Origin of the sequence: Streptomyces sp. NPDC007896 (genome assembly GCF_042959425.1) — a bacterium.
GTDB lineage: Bacteria > Actinomycetota > Actinomycetes > Streptomycetales > Streptomycetaceae > Streptomyces.
Map to the genome: position 1 here is coordinate 211,197 of NZ_JBIBKX010000006.1, position 19,741 is coordinate 230,937.

Sequence of the window (19,741 nt, forward strand, 5' to 3'; positions counted from 1 at the left end):
GCCCGCCCCGTCCCGGCAGTGACACTGTGCGGCTCCGCCGCGTGAGGGGCTGGGCCCCCCGGGCCCCCGCGCAAGCGGGCGCGTCGTCGGTCTACTTCTCGGTGACCCCTGCGGAGTCGAACGTCGCCACCTCGTGCATCGCCCTCGCCGCGCTCTGGACCACCGGCAGGGCCAGCAGGGCGCCCGTGCCCTCGCCGAGGCGCAGGTCCAGGTCGATCAGGGGGCGCAGGCCCAGCTTGTTCAGGGCGGCGACGTGACCGGGCTCGGCGCTGCGGTGGCCCGCGATGCAGGCCGCGAGGACCTCGGGGGCGATGGCACGGGCCACGAGGGCGGCGGCGCCGGCGCTGACGCCGTCCAGGATCACCGGCGTACGCAGGGAGGCGCCGCCGAGGAGCAGGCCGACCATGGCGGCGTGTTCGAGGCCGCCGATCGCGGCGAGGACGCCGATGGGGTCGGCCGGGTCCGGCTGGTGGAGTTCGATGGCGCGGCGCACGACCTCGGTCTTGCGGGCGAGGGTCTCGTCGTTGATGCCGGTGCCGCGGCCCGTCACCTCGGACGGGTCGGCGTCCGTGAAGACGGAGATCAGGGCCGCCGACGCCGTGGTGTTGGCGATGCCCATCTCGCCGGTCAGCAGGGCCTTGTTGCCGGCCGCCACGAGGTCGCGGGCCGTCTCGATGCCCACCTCGATGGCGGCCGTGACCTCTTCGCGGGTCATCGCGGGACCGGTCGTCATGTCGGCGGTGCCCGCGCGGACCTTGCGCGGGAGGAGACCCGGGGTCGCGGGGAGGTCGGAGGCGACGCCCACGTCGATGACGCAGACCTCGGCGCCCACCTGGTTGGCGAAGGCGTTGCAGACCGCGCCGCCGCCCAGGAAGTTGGCCACCATCTGGCCGGTGACCTCCTGCGGCCAGGGGGTGACGCCCTGGGCGTGCACGCCGTGGTCGCCCGCGAAGATCGCGACGGCGGCGGGCTCCGGGATCGGCGGCGGGCACATCCGGGACAGGCCGGACAGCTGCGCGGAGATGATCTCCAGCATGCCGAGCGCGCCCGCGGGCTTGGTCATCCGCTTCTGGCGCTCCCACGCCTCGCCGAGCGCCTTGGCGTCCAGCGGGCGGATGTTGGAGACCGTCTCGGCGAGCAGGTCGTGCGGCTCCTCACCGGGCAGCGCGCGACGGCCGTACGTCTCCTCGTGCACGACCCAGGACAGCGGGCGGCGCTTGGACCAGCCGGCCTGCATCAGCTCGGGCTCCTCGGGGAACTCGTCGACGTAGCCGACGCAGAGGTACGCCACCACGTCCAGGTGCTCGGGCAGGCCGAGGGCGCGGACCATCTCGCGCTCGTCGAAGAAGCTGACCCAGCCGACGCCGAGACCCTCGGCGCGGGCCGCGAGCCACAGGTTCTGGACCGCGAGCGCGGAGGAGTACGGGGCCATCTGGGGCTGGGTGTGACGGCCCAGGGTGTGACGGCCGCCGCGGGTCGGGTCGGCGGTGACGACGATGTTCACCGGCGTGTCGAGGATGGCCTCGATCTTCAGTTCCTTGAACTGCTTCGCGCGCCCCTTGGGCAGCGACTTGGCGTACGCCTCGCGCTGACGGGCGGCCAGTTCGTGCATCGTGCGCCGGGTCTCGGCGGAGCGGATGACGACGAAGTCCCAGGGCTGGGAGTGGCCGACGGACGGCGCGGTGTGCGCGGCCTCCAGGACCCGCAGCAGCACGTCGTGCGGGATCGGGTCGCTGCGGAAGCCGTTGCGGATGTCGCGGCGCTCGCGCATCACGCGCAGCACGGCCTCGCGCTCGGCGTCGTCGTAGCCGGGGGCCGCCGGGCCGGTGGACTCTCGTACGTCTTCCACTGCGGCCGGGCTCTCTTCCTGGTCGGCGACCTGGGTGTCCAGGTCGTCCGCTTGCTGTGCGACTACTACGGGCTCCGGGTCCGCCTCGAACGGCTCCGGTACGGGGGGTGTCTCGGCTTCGGCCTCGCGGGGCGCGGGAACCGGGGCGAGGGGCTCCGCCTCGATGGCGGGCTCCGCCTCGGCGAGAGGGGCGGGGTGAGCCTCCTGGCTCTCCGCCGCCACGGCCTCCACCAGGGCCGGGGGCTCTTCGGCCGGGGGCCGCTCCTCCGTGGGCAGCGGCGGCACGGTCATGGCGTGCGGCGGGGTCGGGGCGAGGTGCGGGGTCGTCGGCACCGTGCCCTCGACGGGCACGAACTGGCCGAGGGGCTGGTCCGCGGCGGAGTCCAGGGGGACGCCCTGGAATCCGGGTGCGCCGGCCGTGTCGCCTGGGTGGTGCTCGCCGTGCGACTGGTTCGTGGCCGCGTGCGGCGCCTGTGCGTGGGCGGCGACACCGACCGGTACACCTGCACCGGCCTCGGCGAACGCGGCGTGGGCCTCGGCGGGGGCCGCGAACTGCGCGGCCTGGACCGGGAAGGCCTCGACGCCGGGGACCGCCTGTCCGTACGAGTCGTCCGCGGCGCGCGCCACCTGCGCCTGCGCCTGCGCCTCGGCGGCTGCCTGGGCGGCGGACACCACGAGGGGCTCCGGGGCGAACTCGGGCTGCGCGGCCTCCACGCCGCTGTCCGCCAACTGGACCACGGGTTCCGGGATATGAACACCGGATTCCGGGAACTGGGCGTCCTGGACCGGGAACTGGGGCGCCTGGTCCACCGCCTGGCCGGCGGGCTCGGCGAGGTGGGCGGCCTGGTCCGCGAGTTGGGGGGCCTGTTCGATCCCCCCCGGCTCGGCCGCTGGCGTCGACTGCGGGTCCTGCGCGGGCTGAAGCGCCTGCTCGGCCGCCAAGGGCTCGCCCGCCTCGGAAGCCTGTGCCGGGGTGCCGGCAAGGTGCCCGGCGGTGTCGTCCACGGACGGCGCCGCGTGCGGGAGGTCCTGGGCGACCGGGAAGGGCGTCGAAGCGGGAGTCGCCTCCGGGGCCTCGGGGGCCGGGAAGCCGTCCGGCGCGGGCGTGGCCTCAGGGCCCGGCGCCGCCTCGAAGCTCGGCTCGGCCTCGGGGCTCGGCTCGGCATCGAGGCTCGGCTCGGCCTCGGGGCTCGGCGCGACCTCCACGGCCTGCTGGACGAAGCGGCCCTCCGACACCTCGGGCGCCTGGGCGGTCTCCGGGATCTGGGGCACCTGCGCGAGTCCCTGAGCCCCGACCGCCTCGACCGCCTCCGCGAGCTGGGGAACCGGGGTGAATTCCGCGGCCTCGACGGCCTGCGGAACCTCCGCGACCGGCGCCGCTTCCGGCACCGTCACCGCCTCGGCGACCACTCCGGCCTCCGGGCCCTGGACGGCCGACGGGACGACCGTTTCTGCGGTCGTCCCCTCGGGACCCACCGGCGGCGCGCCCCACGGCACCGCGCCCTGCGGCGGGATCTCGGAGAGCTGCGGTACGTCGAGGTACTCGGGACCGGCCGTCGGGGGACCCGCGTGCCGTACCGGAGTCGGGGGAGCCACGGGGTTCACCGGGGTGGCCACGGGCGCGGCGGCGGGGCCGCGGTCGGCGAGCGAGCGCACCGGGCTCGCGGAGCCGTCCGGAGTCGGCGGGCCGAGGTGCAGCGGGCGGCGCGGTGCCGTCGGCTGCGGGGCGGCCGCGGGGCCGGGTACGCGGACGCCACTGAGGTCGAGTGAACCGCTGTCCCGGCCGGCCGTCTCGTGCGGACCCGGCTCATGGACGAGTGGCTGTTCCTGGACGAGGGGCTGCGGGGGCGGTGGGGCCACCTCGTTGCCCCACGCTCCCTGTGCGCCTGGCATGAGAAGCAGGTCGTCGTCCTCGGCGGGGTTCTCGGAGGGGTCGAGGAAGGTGTACACGCCCTGGGCGGGGACGCCCGGCTGCTCCACCATGCCTGCGTTCTCCGGCAGTCCCTCGCCCGGGACCTGGCCGGTGTCGGTCATGCGTACCCCTCGCCCATCGGTTAGTGCTTCCAAGTCCTGCTCGCCCGGAACGGCGCACCGACCGCCCCGCAGTGAAGAACGAGCGTGCGCGCCCAGCGGCACGAACGACCGGCCAACAAAGACGACAAAGCCATTAACTGGCATTGTCCCGGTCGTCCGACCCTCGCGACAGCTTGATCCGCGACGGCCCGCTGTGGACTGCGCCACGTTGCGCGTCCTGTGGTTCTGCCGTACCACACTCGCCTCAAAACGGGCGCGTTTTCCGGACATTGGCCCACGAAAGGCCGATCACCCGGGAGCGGTACAACGATCGGCCAGCCTACCGCGCGCAGTACGACAACAGGATCACGGGTTGCGATCGGGCAGACGGCCTGTGAGCAGGAACGCGACGCTCCGCTCGGTCTCCGTCCAGGCCCTTGTGTCGAGTTCGACGGACTGGATGAGGGCGCATTCGACCTGATATCCGTGCTCGGTCAGATCGCGGCCCACGAGTTCGGCCGCGTCCCGGGTCGCCGCGTGCGTCACGATGCGCTGCGGACGGCGGTCGGCGACGGCCGAGACGACCTGCACTCCCCCGCCGCCGACGCGTACGACATCGGGTTCGGGGAGGTTCTCCAGGACGTGCGGCGCGGTGCCGTGCACGATCTGCATCTGGACGCCGTAGCGGCGGGCGGAGTCCTCGGTGCGGGCGCAGGAGCCGGGGTTGCGGTCGACGGCGATGACCGCCGCGCCGGTGCGCGCCGCCTCGGTGGCGAAGGCGCCGCTGCCGGAGCCGATGTCCCACACGAGGTCTCCGACCCGCGGGCCCAGCCGGGCGAGTTGGGCGGCGCGCAGCAGATCCGTTTCGCCTTCGCCCAGTGCGCCGCCGTACGCCTGGGCGGGCAGCGCCCAGCCGCGCGGTCCGGTGCCCGGGTCGCGTCCGGCGATCCAGCCGCCGTCCTCGGCCGCGGCCACGAAGCCGCCGATGACGATGACGACGTTGGGGTCGCGCCAGGTGTGGTCGGCGGCCTTGTCGGAGGTGAGGATGGTGACCCGCTCGCTCGCGGTGCCGAGTTCCTCGCAGATGACGAAGGTGCGGTGGACTCCTTCGAGGAGCAGGCCGAGTTCGGCGGGGCCGGCGCCGGGCGAGGTGAGGACGGCGACCTTGGTGTGGGCGCGGCAGACGTTCACCGCGCGGCGCAGGGTGCGGCGGTGCGCCACGACCACCTGTGCGTCGTCCCAGGGCATGCCGGCGCGGGCGAAGGCGGCGGCCACCGAGGAGACGGCGGGCACGACTTCGACCTCCAGGCCGAACTCGGGGGCGCGCAGGGTGCGTACGACTCCGAAGAAGCCGGGGTCGCCGTCGGCGAGGACGACGGCGCTGCCGCGGTGGCCCGCGATGCGGCGGGCGGCGAGGGAGACGCTGCCGAGGCGGATGCGTTCGGCGGCCCGGGGTACCTCGGGGAGCGCCAGGTGGTGCGCCGCTCCGGCCACCAAAGTGGCCGCGCCGAGGGCGGAGCGCGCCGCGGCGGTCAAGGGCGAGCCGTCCCAGCCGATCACCGTGACCCGGTCGGCCATCGTCGTCAGTCTCCAGAAGGTTTTCGCAGGTCGTCGGTGGGCAGCCCGCGGGCGGGCTCCGTGAGGGTACCTGGCGTCGCTGGGTGCGGGCGCACAGATATCTGCCGGGTGGGAGCGGTTCTTCGGAACGCCGTGCGGGACGTCCCCCGGATTCGGCGCGGGGAATCCCGCCGGTTCAGTTCCAGTCGGAGAACGACGTGAAACCACCCGTGTCGGCGAGCTGGTCGCCTACTCCGTCGAGGTCCTCCGGGAGGAGGCTCCAGACGATGAAGTCGGTGCGCACGTCCACCCAGCGCCCGTCCTCGGTGCGGGTGTGCGCTATACAGGCGTTGCGCAGGACGCCCTCGCTGATGCAGCCGATCTTCTGGGCGACCTGCTGGGAGGCGGTGTTGTCGGCCGCCGTGCGCAGTTCGATGCGCTCGAACTTCTGGTCGCGGAAGAGCCATCGGGCGGTGGCGAGCGCCGCCTCGGAGGCGTAGCCCTCGCCACGGGCCCAGGGGGCGATGACGTACGACAGTTCGGTGGAGCGCACATGCCAGTCGGTCTTGGCGAGCTGCACGATGCCGACCAGGCGCTGGGTGAGGAACTCGGTGACGGCGAGGTCGAGTCCCCGGCCCGCCGCGCGTTCGGTGGGCGCGTACTCGTTGATCCAGATGCGGGCCCTGTCCTCGGTATAGGGCTGGGGCACGTCGGTCCAGGCCCCGACCTGCTCGTCGTTCATCATCGCGGCCAGGGAGGGGATGTCGTCCTCGTCGAGCGCACGCAGGACCAACCGCTCCGTGCTGATGGAGATGTCGGGGAAGGTGCTGGTCATGCGCCGCTCCGTAACCGTCGGGGACGTCGGGCCCTCGGATCCTTCGGGCCCGCTGAACTGCCCAGCATGCAGCATGAGGCCACCGAACTGCACCACGGGGTCCACTCCGAGTGATGGAGTGGACCCCGTACGGTGACCCGGCCAGAACGACGGGATGACCGAAACTAGAACGACGGGATGACCGAACCGGCGTACTTGTCCTCGATGAACTTCTTGACCTCGGGCGAGGTGAGGAGCTTGGCGAGCTTCTTCACCCGCGGGTCGCTCTCGTTGCCCTTCTTGACGGCGAGGAAGTTGCCGTAGGGGTTGTTCGTCGCGGACTCCAGGAAGAGCGCGTCCTTGGCCGGCTTGAGGCCGGAGGAGATGGCGTAGTTGCCGTTGATCACCGCGGCGTCGACGTCGTCCAGGGAGCGCGGGGTCTGAGCCGCCTCCAGCTCCTTGAACTTGAGGTTCTTCGGGTTCTTCGCGATGTCCTGGGTGGTCGCGCTGTTGCCCGCGCCGTCCTTGAGCGTGATGAGCCCCTTGGAGGCGAGCAGCTTGAGCGCCCTTGCCTCGTTGACGGTGTCGTTCGGGACGGCGACCGTCGCACCGCTCTTGAGCTCGTCGGTCTTCTTGATCTTGTGGGAGTAGAGACCGAGCGGTTCCAGGTGGACCGTGACGACGGGCACGATGTGGGTGCCGTTCTTCTTGTTGAAGTCGTCGAGGTACGGCTGGTTCTGGAAGTAGTTGGCGCCGACGGACCCGTCCTCGGTCGCCGTGTTCGGCGTGACGTAGTCCGTGAACTCCTTGACCTGCAGGTCGAGGCCGGCCTTCTTCGCCAGGTTGTCCTTGATGTAGTCGAGGATCTCGGCGTGCGGGGTGGGGCTCGCGGCCACGACCAGCGGACCGCTGGTGTCGGAGGCGCTGCTGCTCTTGTCCGAGCCGCAGGCGGAGAGGCCGAGGGTGAGGGCTCCGGCGGCGAGGACTGCGGTGGTGATCTTGGCGGTGTTACGCACGAAAAGTGCCTTTCCTTAAGGGTGGAGCGACCCCGTGGTGGGTGGTTACGGGGAAATCTGCGGGTGGGGGGAGAGAACCGGAGGGGGTGTTCGGGCGGTCTCAGGCGACCTCGCCGACCTCCGCGGTGGCGGGCTCCTTGGCCTTCAGCAACCGCAGCTTGGGGGCGGCGCCGGAGTGGCCGCCGCGCCGGTGCAGGGTGCGGGCCGCGTAGTCGCCGGCGAACTGGATGAGCGAGATGACGACCGCGAGGATCGCCACGGTGATCCACATCAGTCCGGTCTCGAAGCGCTGGTAGCCGTAGCGGATGGCGATGTCGCCGAGCCCGCCGGCGCCGACCGTGCCGGCCATCGCGGAGTAGCCGATGAGGGCGACGATCGTGGTGGTCGCGGAGGAGATCAGCGACGGCAGCGACTCCGGTACGAGCACCTTGCGCACGACGGTCCAGGTGTTGCCGCCCATCGACTGCACGGCCTCGACGAGACCGCCGTCCACTTCGCGGACCGCCGTCTCGACCAGGCGCGCGAAGAAGGGGATCGCGCCGACGGCGAGCGGCACGATCGCCGCCTCGCGTCCGATGGTCGTTCCCGTGATCGTGCGCGTGAAGTTCATCAGCGCGACCATCAGGATGATGAACGGCAGCGAGCGGGCGATGTTCACGACCTGCCCGATGACCTTGTTCACGACGACGTTCTGCAGGAGTCCGCCGCGGTCGGTCAGGACGAGCAGAACACCGAGCGGCAGACCGCCGACGATCGCGATCAGCGTGGACCAGCCGACCATGTAGAGCGTGTCCCAACACGCCTGGGACAGCAGGGGCTGCATCTCCGACCAGGTCACTTGGCACCGTCCTTCACCAGTACGGGCTGCTGGCCCTGGATGTCGATCTGCAGGCCCTGCTCGCGCAGGAACCCGATCGGCACGACGTTCTCCTCGTAGCGGCCGGGCAGTTCGATGCGCATCCGGCCGACCTGCTTGCCCGCGACGGTGTCCATCGCGGCGCCGAGGATCGAGATGTCGATGTTGTACGTGCGCGAGAGCTGCGAGATGACGGGCTGGGTGGCGGCCTCGCCGTGGAAGGTGACGTCGATGACGGTGCGGTCGTCGCCGGACGGCTCACCGCTCACCGGGAAGAGCGCCTCGGCGAGTTCGGAGCCGGGGGTCGCGAGCAGTTCGCTGACGGTGCCGGACTCGACGATGCGGCCCTTCTCCATGAGCGCGGCCGAGTCGCAGATCGTCTTGACGACGTCCATCTCGTGGGTGATGAGCAGGACGGTCAGGCCCAGCTGCCGGTTCAGGTCGCGCAGCAACTGGAGGATGGAGCGGGTGGTCTCGGGGTCGAGGGCACTGGTGGCCTCGTCGGAGAGCAGCACCTTGGGGTCGCCGGCCAGGGCGCGGGCGATGCCGACGCGCTGCTTCTGGCCGCCGGAGAGCTGGGCCGGGTAGGCCTTGGCCTTGTCGGAGAGACCGACCAGGTCGAGCAGCCCGAGCGCCTTGGAGGATCGTTCCTTCCCCGACAGGCCAAGGATTTCGAGCGGCAGCTCGACGTTGTCCTGCACGGTGCGCGAGGACAGCAGGTTGAAGTGCTGGAAGACCATGCCGATACGGCTGCGGGCCTGGCGGAGTTCCTTGCCCGCGCGCGGGCCGCGGCCGACGAGCGCGGTGAGGTCCTGTCCGGCGACGGTGACCGTGCCGGCGGTGGGACGCTCCAGGAGGTTGACGCAGCGGATGAGGGAGGACTTGCCGGCGCCGGACTGGCCGATGACGCCGTACACCTCGCCTTCGCGGACATGCAGATCGACGCCGTCGAGGGCGGTCACTTCACGGCCGCGCGAGCGGTAGACCTTGGTGAGGCCCGTTGTCGTGATCACTGGGGGTTTCCGTCACTGTCGAGTGCGGGGCGCGGGTGTGCGCCGGCACGGGTGCATTCGGTCGGGAACGCGACACGGTTCTCGCGGTGGCGATGGAACCGGATGAATCCGGGGGAGAACATGCGCGCGGGGCGGCGCCGCTCACGTACGGGGTACGGACAGGGCGCGGCGGTCTCGCTTCGGGGCGCGAGACGGAGCGGTGGTGCAGGGGCCCTCTAGAAGGCGCACATTCGACACATACAACGAGCACCGGGCGTCATGGTCGCCTCGGTCGCAAGGATGCGGCTGCTCGTCGTGGTCATGGGATCAAGTAAAGCAGACGTACAGGCGGGACCCGGAACCGCTGTCCGTATTACGGACAGCGGTGGACACCTCTCAGCCGCGGGTGGAGATCTCCACTCCCCCGGCGGTGACCAGTGCGGACAGGGCCGAGAGGTCCTTCACCACGAGGTCCGCGTCCAGCTCGGACGCCTCGTGGGTTGTGGCCAACGCCACGGTGGTCATCCCGGCGGCGCGGCCTGCCTGCAGGCCCGCCGGGGCGTCCTCGAAGACGACGCAGCGGGCCGGGTCGACGCCCAGTTCACGGGCGGCGAGGAGGTAGGGCTCGGGGTCGGGCTTGCCGCGGGTGACGTCGTCGGCGGAGATCAGCGTCTTGGGCCGGATACCGACCTCGAAGAGCCGGGCCTCGGCCAGTCGCCGGGTGGCGGAGGTGACGACGGCCCAGCGGTCGGCCGGCAGCGGGTCGAGGAACGCGGCGGTGCCAGGGAGCAGGACGACCCCGCCGGGGACGTCCTCGACCTCCAGCAGTTCGATGCGCGCGAGCGCCTCGGGGACGAGGTCGGCGGGCAGCAGGTCGGCGGCTATCTCGACGGCGGGGCGGCCGTGCAGTTCGATCCGGGCGAAGTCCTCCGCGGTGATCCCGTACTCGCGCGCCCATCGTGTCCAGCACCGGTTCACCGACTCGAGGGATGAGACGAGCGTCCCGTCGTTGTCGAACAGCAGGGCGTCAGCGTGGATCTTCATGCTCTCGACCCTACGGGGCAGCCCGGGGGCGAGGGCATCGGGCCTTTTGGCCCGTAATAGGGTCACGGCATGCTTGATGCCCTGACGGTCGCGACCGCCGTCGCCGCGCTCGCGCTCTCCGCCTGGTGCGGCTGGGCCGCCTACCGTGATCAGCCCACCAAGGACTGGCACTTCATCGGCATGGCCGTGGTGACGCTGCTTGCCCTGATCCAGCTGGTGGTCGGAATCGTCCAGCTGGCGCGCGGCGAGAAGCCCGACCAGGGCACGACCATCTTCGTGGCGTATCTGCTCGGTGCCTTCGCGTGCGTTCCGGCCGCGGGCTTCATGTCGCTGGCGGAGCGCACCCGCTGGGGATCGATCACGGTGGCGGCCGGCGGTGTCGTCCTCGCCGTACTGGAGGTGCGGCTCTATGACATCTGGGGAGGCTGAGATGACGGCCACGGAGGAGAACGGGACCGCGCCTCAGGAGAATCAGGGGAGCCGGGAGAACCCGGAGAAGAAGCGCACCCGTCTGATCAGCGGCCCAGGCATGCTGCTGCTCTGGCTGTACGGCGTGATGGTCGTCGGCGCCGTGTCGCGCTCCGCCGTCCAGATCTCGACGGAGTTCGACAAGGCCCCGCTCGCCTACTCGCTGTCGGCGGTCGCGGGCCTCGTCTACGGCTTCATCACGTACTCACTCGTGCGCGGCGGTGAAACGGCCCGCAGGGCGGCGCTGGTGTGCTGCGCCGCCGAGCTCGTGGGCGTGCTGACCGTCGGGACCTGGACGCTGGTCGAGCCGTCCGCCTTCCCCGACGCCACCGTGTGGTCGGACTACGGGATCGGCTATCTGTTCATCCCGGTGCTGCTGCCGCTGTCGGCCATGTACTGGCTGCGCAAGGCGCGCACGGCCGACCGGTCGGCGTAGCTCGGGGCCCGGAACTCGGGCCCCGAGCACGGGACCTGAGCACGGACGCCGGTCAGGCGCTGGCCACGAACGCGCCCGCGTGGGCGCCCTTCTGCAGGGTCACCAGGGTGAGCCGCTCGTCGACGCGCTCCGTGGAGACCTGCGCGTAGCCGTGCTTGCGGTACATCCGCAGGTTGCGGTCGCTGCGGTGGCCGGTGAAGAGCTGGAAGGACTTGGCCGCGCCGTCCGTTGCGAGCTTGGCCTCGATCGCGGCGAGCAGCCGCCCGCCCAGACCGTGGCGCTGCATGCGCGGGTGGACGATGAGCTTGTTGATGCGGGCCGTGCCGTCCGGGTCCACGGCTCCGCGGACCGAGGCCACCACCTCTTCGCCCAGCCTGGCCACCAGGACCGTACCGCCCGCCAGCTCTGCCCTGAGGGAGTCGAGCGGCTGCGTGAGCGGCTCGATGCCGTAGTCCCCGTACAGCTCGGCCTCGCTCTGGTAGCAGAGGTACTGCAGCTTGAGGATCTGCTCTGCGTCCTGCTCGGTCGCCGCCGAGATGGTCACGCTCATGCCCATGTGTGCATGCCTCCCGCTCACCTGTTCCACCGGTCGTCCCCCACTCCTATCCCCGTCGTTCGCGGGCCGCAACCACCGGAGAGAGCAAGCGACGTAGACATCCCAGACATCTGGAACGTTCCGGACCCAGGCTGCCCTGTGAGATACCCAACTCGCCTGCGATCTCCCGATAGGTGAGGTCCTTCGGGGAGAGCAGGGCCGCCATCAGGCTGGGGCAGCGGCCCGGCAGCCGGCGGACCGCGTCGTGCAGGGCGCGCCGGCTGTCTGCGGTCATCACCTGCTGTTCGGGGTCCGGCCCGCTCTCGTCGACGGGCTCGGAGACGTACGGCCGTTCGTACCGGGCCGTACGGCGGGTGCGGCGGACCTCGGAGCGCACGGCGCGGCGCAACCAGCCCTGCGGGTCGACGGGCGGCCCGTCCGAGTCGAGGCGCTCCAGGAGGCGCAGCCAGACGGCCTGTTCGAGGTCGCTCGGTTCGGTCCCGGACGCAAGGCCTTCCGCCGAGGCCTCGGCGGCGAGCAGCGGACGCAGGGTGGAAACCATCTCGTGGGTCATATGCGGCGGGACGCCGCCGCCCCGGCACGGGGTTGCCGGGGCGGGCCTCTGTCACCCCATCGGGGTGAGTGGATCATCCGTTGACGAAGTCCTCGCGGGCGAGGAGCGCGGTGTCCGCGTTGTCCGAGAAGACACCGTCGATGCCCGTGGCGAAGTAGGTCTTGAAGGCGCCGAAGGCGTCGCCGTAGGCGTTCGGGTCGGTGCCCTGCCGGAAGTTCGCGGGCAGGAAGGTGTTCTCGTTGCGCATGGTGTACGGGTGCAGGATCAGACCCGCACGGTGCGCGTCGGCGACCAGCGTGGTCGGCGTGGTGAGGGCGCCGTTCGCGTCCTTGGGGATGACCAGGTCGAGCGTGGGGCCGATGCCCTGCGCGTACGAGGCGATCCACTTCAGGCCCTCGGGCTTGACGAGGTCGGCGACGGTACGCGGGTCACCCGTCGTGACGAAGTCCCAGGGGCGGGTGTTCGCGGCGGAGAGCAGTACGACGAGCGGGTTGTCGACCAGCTTGTCCAGGCGCTGGATGCCTGTCGGCTCGAAGGACTGGATGATGACCGGCGAGTTCTTCTTGTCCTTGCCGTGCTTGCGGAGCACCTTGGCGAGGCGCTCCTCCAGGCCGAGGCCCAGCGCCCGGAAGTAGGTGGGGTGTTTGGTCTCGGGGTAGATCCAGACCTGCTTGCCGCGCTTGCGGGTCTGCTCGTCCTGCCAGTGGAGCACCTCTTCGAAGGTGGGGATCTCCCAGCGGCCGTTGTAGAGCGTGTTGTGCGGGCGGTTGGCGGGGATGCGCTCGACGGCCCGCAGGGTCTTCAGCTCGGCGAGGGTGAAGTCCTCGGTGAACCAGCCCGTGACGGGGATGCCGTCGAGGGTCTTGGTGGTCTTGCGGTCGGCGAACTCGGGGTGCGCCGACACGTCGGTGGTGCCGCCGATCTCCGGCTCGTGCCGGCAGACGAGGTGGCCGTCCTTGGTGGGCACCAGGTCACCGGCCTCGACGACGTCGGCGCCCATGTCGAGGGCCAGCTGGTACGAGCCGAAGGTGTGCTCGGGCCGGTAGCCGCTGGCGCCCCGGTGCCCGATGACGGTCGGCTTCGGCAGGCCCTTGTAGCCGCCGCCGTGCCCGCCGCTCGCGTGCCGCTCGTCCGCTCTCGCCGCGCCCGGCAGCCCGAGGACCGCTCCGCCCGCGCCGAGCACCGCGGCCCCGAGCAGCGCGCGTCGCGCCGTGCCCCGGTCCTGCCCGTTCGGCTCCCGCGACTCCGGTATGCCCTGTGTCCCGTGCGTCCCCTGCGTCCCCATGAGCGCTCCTCCCGCCGTACCGCCCCGTACCTGTCAAAGCGCGTCGATCGTAGGTTCCCTTCCGTGACGGGAGGGAGACCTGTGGCGGAACACGTGGGTTCCGCTGGATGACGTACGGAACAGTCGTAGGGAACACAAGGGCTGGCGGCCCGTCAGTTTCGGGGTGACGGGGGTGGGTACGCGGTCCGGGTACGCGGTCGGAGGTTCCCGATTCCGGGGTCCCGGTCCCGGACGGCGCTGACGGCCCCGGAGTCGCCGACGTGCTGGGCCGCGTGGGCGCGGCGGCGGGCGTCGCGCAGGCCCCTGGGCGCCTGCGCCTCGATCCGCGCCGAGTCGGGGCTGTCATAGACGCGGCGGCGGTCCCTGCGGATCAGGACGACTGCGGCACTTCCGACGCCCAGGACGACTGCGGCACTTCCGACGACCAGGACCAGGGCGGCGAGCGCCACGACCATGTATCCCACGATCCCCCGTTCGATCCGTTCGACCCGGGCAGGACGCGCGACCCGGACAAACTGTGCGACCCGTTCGGCGTGGCGGCCGAAGCCGCCGCGAGATACGTCACATGCTTCCGTCCGTGTGACGAACGCGCAACAGCCCGCCACCTCAGGTAAACATTGGTCAACAGTCCGTATCCAGTCGGTGAACCCGATGTGCAATCACCGGGGGGCCGCGAGTATCGTCCTCACCTGCACATACTTCATACCGATCCCTTGACACCGGAGGGCCCGTTGTCCCGCTTCGCGCTCATCAAGGCAGTGCTCGGACCGATCATGCGCCTGATGTTCCGCCCACGGGTGGAAGGCGTGGAGCACATCCCGGGCGACGGTCCGGTCATCCTGGCCGGCAACCACCTCACGTTCATCGACTCGATGATCCTGCCGCTGGTCTGCGACCGGCAGGTGCTGTTCATCGGCAAGGACGAGTACGTCACCGGCAAAGGGTTCAAGGGCCGCCTCATGGCCTGGTTCTTCACCGGCGTCGGCATGATCCCGGTGGACCGGGACGGCGCCAACGGTGGTGTCGCGGCGCTGATGACGGGCCGTCGCATTCTGGAGGAGGGCAAGGTCTTCGGCATCTACCCGGAGGGCACCCGCTCCCCCGACGGCCGGCTCTACCGCGGCCGCACCGGTATCGCCCGCCTCACCCTGATGACCGGCGCCCCGGTCGTCCCCTTCGCGATGATCGGCACGGACAAGCTGCAGCCCGGCGGTGCGGGGATGCCGCGGCCGGGCCGCGTCACGGTCCGCTTCGGTGAGGCGATGGAGTTCTCGCGGTACGAAGGTATGGACCGTGACCGGTATGTGCTGCGGGCCGTGACCGACTCCGTGATGACCGAGGTCATGCGGTTGTCGGGGCAGGAGTACGTGGACATGTACGCCACGAAGGCCAAAGCTGCGTAGCGCCTCCGGCGGTTCGGCCGTATCTCGGGTGCGGGTGGAGTGTGGCTGGTCGCGCAGTTCCCCGCGCCCCTGGAGGGGCGCTCCCCTAAGCCCCGTTTTCCAGTTTCTGGCCTTTCAGTAGGAACCACGCCGCCGCCGCCGTGGCGAGCAGTACCGCCGCTCCGATGCCGGACGCCAGTGCCAGGCCGTCCACGAAGGATGTACGGGCCGCGCTCAGCAGGGCCTCCGAGGCGTGGGTCGGCAGGGTTGCCGCCGCCTCCACCGCGCCGCCCAGGGACTCGTGGGCCCCGGCCGGGGTGCCCGCGGGGCCGGTGAAGCCCGCGTAGACGCCGGTGACGATGGAGCCGAGCAGGGCGATACCGAGGGCTGCGCCGAGCTCGTACGCCGTCTCGGAGACCGCGGACGCGGCGCCGGCCTGCTCCTTGGGCACGCTGGAGAGGATCACGTCGGCGGTGACGGTGAACGAGAAGCCCGCGCCGACGCCCACGATCAGGAGCGCCGAGCCGAGCACCGAGTACCCGGTGGACTGGTTCAACAGGGTGAGCACGCCGAGCGCGAGGCCCACGGCGGCGAGACCACCGGAGACCACGGCACGGACCGAGTAGCGGCGCGCGACCGAGCCCGCGATCAGACCCGCTCCCACCGCGCCGATGGCCGCGGGCAGTTCGGCGAGCCCCGCCTGGAACGGCGGCCTGCCCTGGACGAGTTGCAGGTACTGGGACAGGAAGAAGACCAGTCCGGACAGACCGAAGACGGTCAGCAGATCGGCGAGCACCGCCGCCGAGAAGCCTCGGTTGCGGAACAGCCGCATGTCCAGCAGCGGTACGGGCATCGCGAGTTGACGGCGCACGAAGCCGTAGAGGGCTCCGGCACCGAGCACGCCGACGGCCATCGGCTCCCAGGTGAACCCGTGCGTGGCGGCCTCCTTCACCGCGTACACGATGCCGATCATGCCGACGAGGGAGAGCACGACACTGGCCAGGTCCCAGGGGCCGGGGTTCGGGTTGCGGGACTCGGGCAGCAGCTTGATGCCGACGGGGACGAGGACCAGCATCACGGGCACGTTGATGAGGAAGACCGAACCCCACCAGAAGTGTTCGAGCAGGAAGCCGCCGACGACGGGCCCGACCGCCGTACCGGCGGAGGCCGTGGCGCCCCAGATGCCGATGGCGAGGCTGCGCTCGCGCGGGTCGTGGAAGAGGTTGCGGATGAGGGCGAGCGTGGCGGGCATCAGGGTCGCGCCCGCGACTCCGAGCAGCGCCCGCGCCAGGATCATCATCTCCGGGGTCGTCGCGTACGCGTTGAGCACCGATATCGCGCCGAACACCGTGGCGCCCATCAGCAGCAGCTTCTTGCGGCCGATGCGGTCGCCGAGGCTGCCCATGGAGACGAGCAGACCGGCGATGACGAACGAGTAGACGTCACCGATCCACAGAAGCTGCGTGCCGGAGGGCTTCAGGTCCTCGCTGATGTAAGGGGTCGCGAGACCGAGCACGGTCGCGTCGACGGCCACCAACAGCACGGCGAGGACGAGGACGCAGAGCGCGAGCCAACGGCCCGGACGCTTCTCCACCTCCACCTTGTACTCCCCCAAGCTCTCGGCTTCGCTCGAGCAGGGGGCACCCCCAGGCTGCAGGGTGCTGGTCATGATCACTCTCTCCGTAGTGCGCCGCCGAGCAGCAGCTCGACGATCATGTAGTGGAAGTCCTTGGCGGCGACGCGGCCCTCGGTCACGGCCCACGCGCCCGAGGCCATGAGCCCGTAGAGCGCCTCGGTGAGCCAGGCGGGGCTGAGGTCGATGCGGAACTCGCCGCCCTCCTGGCCGCGCCGGAACAGGGCTGCCATCCGGGCATCCAGCCGGGCCCAGCCCTCGTTCTGCCCCTCGCCCTCGAACAGCTGGTTCTCGGTGTAGAGGAACGCGAGCAGCCCGGCCACTCGTTCGAGCTCTTTCACCAGGCGGCGCAGGGCCTCCTGAGCGGTGCCCTCGTCGAGGCGGGCGGCCTCCAAGGCCGCCTCGCACTCCTCGATGCCGAGTGCCTCCAGCGCCCGGACGAGCGCGTCCCGTCCGGCGAACTGGCGGTGCAGCGTGGCCCGGCTGATCCCGGCCGCCCTGGCGACCTCGTCCATGGTGGCGGTGGATTTGCGGGTGAGCAGGGCGGCTGCGCTGCGCAGCACGTGGTCACGGTCGACGGCCATGAGACAACTGTACCCCATGTGAGACATCTTTGTCTCATGAGGGGCATGCGAGTCTCACGCGCGTCACATTCTGCCAGCTTTTGCGGTGCTTGAGTCTTTTGCCGTGCTCAGTGCCAGGGCAGCTGCCCGCGCCGCTCCCAGTACATGGACGGGTCCTCCGCGAGCGTCGCGAGGCGGGTCAGCTGGTCCTCGTCCAGGTCGATGACCGCCGCGTGCAGATTCGACGCGAGCTGGGCGGTGGTGGCCGCGCCGGAGAGGACGACTCCGGCCCAGGGCTGCCGCAGGATCAGCGCGAGGGCGACGGCGTCGGCGCCGAGGCCCGTCTCCTGCGCGATCGCCCGCACCGCGTCCGGCGCGTGCTCGGCGGCCAGGCGGCCGTTGGCCATGCCCTCCTTGACGATCACCGTGAGTCCGGCGTCGTGCGCCTCGGCGAGGGCGGGAGCCGCCGAGGTCTCCAGGACGTTGTACGTGGACTGGACGGTACGGAAGAGGGGCTCGCCGTCGACCGTCACGGCGAGCGCGGCGCGGATGGCGTCGGCCTGGGCGGGCCCGCTCGTGGAGAAGCCGATCGAAAGGCCCTGGGCGGCCGCCTCGGCGAGTTTCGCGTGGAGTTCCTTGTCGGTGAGGGCCGGGCTGTCCGGGGTCACCGAGTGGATCTGGTAGAGGTCGAGCCGGTCACCGAGCAGCGCGGCGGTCTCGGCGCGCTGTCGCTCGTACGTGGCGAGGGTGTGGTCCTTGACCTCGTGCTTCTCGGCGTCGGTGGTCCAGTCCGCGGTGTACGTGTAGCCCCACTTGCTGCCGATGACCACGTCGTCGACGTCCGGCCGGCTCTTCAGCCAGTCGGCGAGGAACTCCTCCGAGCGGCCGTAGGAACGGGCCGCGTCGAAGTAGCGCACGCCCTGGGCGTAGGCGGCGTCGAGGAGTTCGTGGGTGCGGGCGCGCAGCGCTTCGACGCTGCGATTCTCTCCGAGGTCGTGGTCTCGGCCGAGGTTGATGTAACCCGGGCGGCCCACGGCGGCGAGGCCCAGGCCGATGTGGCAGGTGGGCGTCGTGGCGGTCGCGAGACGGGCGATGGGCATCGCGGGCTCCGTTCGGTCGGCTCCGGTGCGGCTCCTGACCAACGTAACCCGCGATGACCTTCGCCTCAGCGCTCGGTCGGTACGGTGATTCGGCGGGTGCGGGATTGCGGGGGTTGCTCGCGCGGTTCCCCGCGCCCCTTTCGGGGCGCTTCCCTTACCGCTTCTTCTTGGCTGTGGCCCATGCGTGCTGCTCGGCCACGTCCGACTTCACCTCGGCGAGCTGGATGGCGACCGCGCTGGGTGCCGTACCGCCGCGGCCGTCGCGGGAGGCGAGGGCACCCGGGACGTTCAGGACGGAGCGCACCTCGGGGCTGAGATGGGCGGAGATCTTCGCGAACTGCTCGTCGGTGAGGTCGTTCAGCTCCTTGCCGTCGGCCTCCGCGACCTTGACGCACTCGCCGGCGACCTCGTGGGCGACACGGAACGGCACGCCCTGCTTGACCAGCCACTCGGCGATGTCCGTGGCGAGCGAGAAGCCGGCCGGGGCCAGCTCCTCCATGCGCTCGCGGTGCACGGTGAGCGTGGCCATCATGCCGGTGAAGGCCGGGAGCAGGACCTCCAGCTGGTCGATGGAGTCGAAGACCGGCTCCTTGTCCTCCTGGAGGTCGCGGTTGTACGCGAGCGGAAGCGCCTTGAGCGTCGCCATCAGGCCCGTGAGGTTGCCGATCAGACGGCCCGACTTGCCGCGCGCCAGCTCGGCGATGTCCGGGTTCTTCTTCTGCGGCATGATCGACGAGCCGGTGGAGAAGGCGTCGTGGAGGGTGACGAAGGAGAACTCCTTCGTGTTCCAGATGATGACCTCCTCGGCGATCCGGGAGAGGTTCACGCCGATCATCGCGGTGATGAAGGCGAACTCCGCCACGAAGTCGCGGGAGGCCGTGCCGTCGATGGAGTTCGCGACGGAGCCGTGCTCGAAGCCGAGGTCCCTCGCCACCGCCTCCGGGTCCAGGCCGAGGCTGCTGCCCGCGAGCGCGCCGGAGCCGTACGGCGAGACCGCCGTCCGCTCGTCCCACTGGCGCAGCCGCTCCGCGTCCCGGGACAGGGGCTGGACGTGAGCCAGGACATGGTGGGCGAAGAGCACCGGCTGGGCGTGCTGGAGGTGCGTACGGCCGGGCATCGCCACGTTCGGGTGCGCCTCCGCGAGGCCGATCAGCGCGTCCTGGAGGTCGGCGATCAGACCGCCGATCGTACGGGCGTGGTCGCGCAGACACATCCGGAAGAGCGTCGCGACCTGGTCGTTGCGGGAACGGCCCGCGCGCAGCTTGCCGCCCAGGTCGGGACCGAGGCGCTCCAGCAGGCCCCGCTCCAGAGCCGTGTGGACGTCCTCGTCGGCGATCGTGCCCACGAAGGAGCCGTCGGCGACGTCCGCCTCCAGCTCGTCGAGCCCGGCGAGCATCCGCGTCAGCTCGTCCTCGGTGAGCAGTCCCGCCTTGTGCAGCACGCGCGCGTGCGCACGTGAACCGGCGATGTCGTAGGGCGCGAGCCGCCAGTCGAAGTGGACGGACGCGGACAGCTTCGCCAGGGCCTCGGCGGGACCGTCGGCGAAACGACCGCCCCAGAGCCGTACGTCACCGCTGTTGCTGCTCACTTGCTGTGCTCCTCGGAGGTGTCGGATGTGCGGCCG

General features: G+C 71.1%; 18 protein-coding genes. 3 read left to right on the forward strand and 15 right to left on the reverse strand.

Annotated elements, in window-relative coordinates:
• Positions 1-91: 91 nt before the first annotated feature.
• From cobT to ACFZDJ_RS21165, 7 genes are all read right to left on the reverse strand, one after another.
• Positions 92-3,883, reverse strand: coding sequence for a nicotinate-nucleotide--dimethylbenzimidazole phosphoribosyltransferase (gene cobT / locus ACFZDJ_RS21135; protein ID WP_391060732.1), 3,792 nt, complete (start codon positions 3,881-3,883; stop codon positions 92-94).
• A gap of 345 nt (positions 3,884-4,228) precedes the next feature.
• Complete coding sequence (gene cbiE, locus ACFZDJ_RS21140; protein ID WP_101406203.1) at positions 4,229-5,440, reverse strand: precorrin-6y C5,15-methyltransferase (decarboxylating) subunit CbiE; 1,212 nt, start codon at positions 5,438-5,440, stop codon at positions 4,229-4,231.
• Positions 5,441-5,615: 175 nt separating this feature from the next.
• Positions 5,616-6,254, reverse strand: a complete 639-nt coding sequence (locus tag ACFZDJ_RS21145) for a GNAT family N-acetyltransferase (RefSeq protein WP_168507361.1) — start codon at positions 6,252-6,254, stop codon at positions 5,616-5,618.
• A gap of 164 nt (positions 6,255-6,418) precedes the next feature.
• A complete protein-coding gene (locus ACFZDJ_RS21150) occupies positions 6,419-7,249 on the reverse strand; it encodes a MetQ/NlpA family ABC transporter substrate-binding protein (protein WP_075027598.1) in 831 nt (276 codons plus the stop codon).
• Between the two features lie 100 nt (positions 7,250-7,349).
• Positions 7,350-8,087 carry a methionine ABC transporter permease gene (locus ACFZDJ_RS21155; protein WP_384906218.1) on the reverse strand — a complete coding sequence of 246 codons (738 nt, stop codon included), beginning with the start codon at positions 8,085-8,087 and terminating at the stop codon, positions 7,350-7,352.
• Complete coding sequence (locus ACFZDJ_RS21160; RefSeq protein WP_389593530.1) at positions 8,084-9,118, reverse strand: methionine ABC transporter ATP-binding protein; 1,035 nt, start codon at positions 9,116-9,118, stop codon at positions 8,084-8,086. Before ACFZDJ_RS21160 ends, ACFZDJ_RS21155 begins: the two co-directional genes overlap by 4 nt.
• 375 nt (positions 9,119-9,493) lie before the next feature.
• Positions 9,494-10,141, reverse strand: coding sequence for an HAD-IA family hydrolase (locus tag ACFZDJ_RS21165; RefSeq protein WP_390941999.1), 648 nt, complete (start codon positions 10,139-10,141; stop codon positions 9,494-9,496).
• Between the two features lie 69 nt (positions 10,142-10,210).
• Between ACFZDJ_RS21165 and ACFZDJ_RS21170 the strand changes: the two genes are divergently transcribed.
• Positions 10,211-10,570, forward strand: coding sequence for a hypothetical protein (locus ACFZDJ_RS21170; RefSeq protein ID WP_391060734.1), 360 nt, complete (start codon positions 10,211-10,213; stop codon positions 10,568-10,570).
• A 100-nt stretch (positions 10,571-10,670) separates the two neighbouring features.
• Entirely contained in the window at positions 10,671-11,045 is a 375-nt protein-coding gene (locus tag ACFZDJ_RS21175; protein WP_097288849.1) for a hypothetical protein, read from the forward strand.
• A gap of 52 nt (positions 11,046-11,097) precedes the next feature.
• Here the strand turns inward: ACFZDJ_RS21175 and ACFZDJ_RS21180 are convergent, their stop codons facing one another.
• From ACFZDJ_RS21180 to ACFZDJ_RS21195, 4 genes are all read right to left on the reverse strand, one after another.
• Positions 11,098-11,601 (reverse strand): GNAT family N-acetyltransferase, encoded by a 504-nt coding sequence (locus ACFZDJ_RS21180; RefSeq protein WP_384906221.1) that lies wholly within the window; start codon positions 11,599-11,601, stop codon positions 11,098-11,100.
• 46 nt (positions 11,602-11,647) lie between these two features.
• A complete protein-coding gene (locus ACFZDJ_RS21185) occupies positions 11,648-12,154 on the reverse strand; it encodes a sigma-70 family RNA polymerase sigma factor (RefSeq protein WP_390941997.1) in 507 nt (168 codons plus the stop codon).
• Positions 12,155-12,227: 73 nt separating this feature from the next.
• Entirely contained in the window at positions 12,228-13,439 is a 1,212-nt protein-coding gene (locus ACFZDJ_RS21190) for a glycerophosphodiester phosphodiesterase family protein (protein ID WP_391060736.1), read from the reverse strand.
• 152 nt (positions 13,440-13,591) lie between these two features.
• Entirely contained in the window at positions 13,592-13,894 is a 303-nt protein-coding gene (locus ACFZDJ_RS21195) for a hypothetical protein (RefSeq protein WP_391060738.1), read from the reverse strand.
• Positions 13,895-14,170: 276 nt separating this feature from the next.
• Between ACFZDJ_RS21195 and ACFZDJ_RS21200 the strand changes: the two genes are divergently transcribed.
• Positions 14,171-14,842 carry a 1-acyl-sn-glycerol-3-phosphate acyltransferase gene (locus ACFZDJ_RS21200; protein WP_054230621.1) on the forward strand — a complete coding sequence of 224 codons (672 nt, stop codon included), beginning with the start codon at positions 14,171-14,173 and terminating at the stop codon, positions 14,840-14,842.
• Positions 14,843-14,927: 85 nt separating this feature from the next.
• Here the strand turns inward: ACFZDJ_RS21200 and ACFZDJ_RS21205 are convergent, their stop codons facing one another.
• From ACFZDJ_RS21205 to argH, 4 genes are all read right to left on the reverse strand, one after another.
• Positions 14,928-16,490 (reverse strand): MFS transporter, encoded by a 1,563-nt coding sequence (locus ACFZDJ_RS21205; RefSeq protein WP_391060740.1) that lies wholly within the window; start codon positions 16,488-16,490, stop codon positions 14,928-14,930.
• 2 nt (positions 16,491-16,492) lie between these two features.
• Positions 16,493-17,038: a TetR/AcrR family transcriptional regulator gene (locus tag ACFZDJ_RS21210; RefSeq protein WP_180362588.1), complete on the reverse strand. Its 546-nt coding sequence runs from the start codon at positions 17,036-17,038 to the stop codon at positions 16,493-16,495.
• Between the two features lie 107 nt (positions 17,039-17,145).
• Positions 17,146-18,117 carry an aldo/keto reductase gene (locus ACFZDJ_RS21215; RefSeq protein WP_391060743.1) on the reverse strand — a complete coding sequence of 324 codons (972 nt, stop codon included), beginning with the start codon at positions 18,115-18,117 and terminating at the stop codon, positions 17,146-17,148.
• Positions 18,118-18,271: 154 nt separating this feature from the next.
• The gene (gene argH / locus ACFZDJ_RS21220; RefSeq protein WP_391060745.1) at positions 18,272-19,705 is read right to left on the reverse strand and encodes an argininosuccinate lyase; all 1,434 of its coding nucleotides are present in this window, start codon (positions 19,703-19,705) and stop codon (positions 18,272-18,274) included.
• Positions 19,706-19,741: the final 36 nt, after the last annotated feature.